2 protein-coding genes are annotated in these 1,695 nt (G+C 34.0%); one reads left to right on the forward strand and one right to left on the reverse strand.

Features of this window, described 5'->3' with window-relative positions; all coding sequences use genetic code 11:
* Window positions 1-465, forward strand: a 465-nt coding sequence (locus tag DMP16_RS09630; protein WP_143577169.1) for a helix-turn-helix domain-containing protein, incomplete at its 5' end; no start/stop codon positions are given.
* A gap of 410 nt (window positions 466-875) precedes the next feature.
* Here DMP16_RS09630 and DMP16_RS09635 read toward each other — a convergent pair.
* Window positions 876-1,658, reverse strand: a complete 783-nt coding sequence (locus DMP16_RS09635) for a hypothetical protein (protein ID WP_069283173.1) — start codon at window positions 1,656-1,658, stop codon at window positions 876-878.
* Window positions 1,659-1,695: the final 37 nt, after the last annotated feature.

A 1,695-nucleotide genomic window follows, 5' to 3' on the forward strand; every position in this document is an offset into this window, starting at 1 on the left:
AATAAAATGATATTGAGATTTGATCTAGTGAATGAATATAAGAATAAAAATGGGATAAAGGCTGTATATGCTTCAGTAGAGAGGATTGATGGAAGAATAGCGGGAATGTTATTTAAGGATTGCCTAGTTTATGAGATGAAGGAGAGCATCATGAGTGGAATTGAAAAGTGGAATATCGTCGCTGAATCTTCCTCCTTTATGAAAGTTTTACCCAAGATAAGAGAGTTAACTTATGAGTTTAAAGTAGTTGAAAATACCTATGATCCTATCCTATCAATTCAAAACGAATTAACACATAAAGAAATGGAAATTTTGAAATTAGCTGTAAATAAGGGATTTTTCGATACACCCAAAAGAGTTGGGTTAGAGGAATTAGCTGAAGAGCTAGGAGTATCCAAATCAGCAATAATGCAAATCTTGAGAAAAGCTATGGCAAAAATTGCTAAAAAAACTGTTTTCGATTGAAAACGTATCTTAGACTGACTTACTCCTCGCCTTGAAGGGCGAGACTTTCCTCATCTTGTAACGGAAGTGAGAAATAAAGAAATTAGCTTTATAACAGTATTATAACTCATGATTGTTGATTCTAGGGGTTTTGGTTTCATCGGATCTCATATATATCAACCATTGGGCATCACGGGAGTCAAGCGAATTCTTCGCCCTCTTCCGCCCCATTAACGGGATAACCCCAACCCACAGTGGGGAAACATCTTGGGCTATGCTAGCCTTTCGGGATACATCTGGCATTATGTAAAAAATATTAGTATGGAGTTGTATAAACTTAATAGTCACACTGAAACTGCTTACCATGGCGATCAGATTCACACTTAAAATACAAAATCCAATTATTTTGTAAACATGAAATATAATACGATTTAAAACTGCCTCATCTCATCTATGCTTCTTACCTTTACTCTTCTTAATAGGCTTACATCTATTATATATAATCCTGAGTCCCAACTTACAATAGACGTGAGGAGGAAATTAGTGTTAAGTGTACTACTATAAGGGTTGATAAAACTTAATGGAGGGGGATATCCACTGTACTGTTGAAAGAGTAGAAGTTGCATATCATTAAAAGGAGAAGTATAGGTAAACAAATATGGATACCCTATGAAAATTTGTCCTAATACTAAGATGAAATAGAGTACTTGAGGAAGAAGAGAAGAGAGCTGGATATATTTAGGTGGTAATAATAAAGCTAAGAATATCGAGAATGTTATTACGAAAATTGATGATAAAATTATCACCCCGAGAAATCCTAGGACATTTGGTGGTAGGAGAAGAGTTTTAAACTGAATTGTAAAAAATACTATTGAGAAGATAAGTACTATTGAGCTCATTAGGATAGTAACTATACTGATGGATATAATGTAGTATAATAAATACCTCTGGGGTGTCAGTTTAGTGAATTTGAATGCGTAATAAAGGGAGGTTGAGGACATTATTAGGTTAGTACTAATATTAGAAATAATATTTGTAAAAACCCAAACAATCAATGCACTTACGACTATACTTGAGAAGTATAGAGCGTATGTCTTAGGCACACTTTGAGAAAACACAAAAACTGCTAGGATTAACCAAAGCAGGCTAAACGTTAGACCCCAAAGCCAAATTGGCTTTGAAGCTATCACTGATTTAATCATTTCCATAATCATTAATTATAACCTCCAAATTTTCAATATCACCTATAGA

The sequence above is a fragment of the Sulfolobus sp. B1 genome (genome assembly GCF_007050195.1).
Classification (GTDB): domain Archaea; phylum Thermoproteota; class Thermoprotei_A; order Sulfolobales; family Sulfolobaceae; genus Saccharolobus.

Bases quoted from the DNA above. Each gene is read 5' to 3' on its own strand.
- DMP16_RS09635 (WP_069283173.1), bottom strand. From the start codon at position 1,658: ATGATTATGGAAATGATTAAATCAGTGATAGCTTCAAAGCCAATTTGG.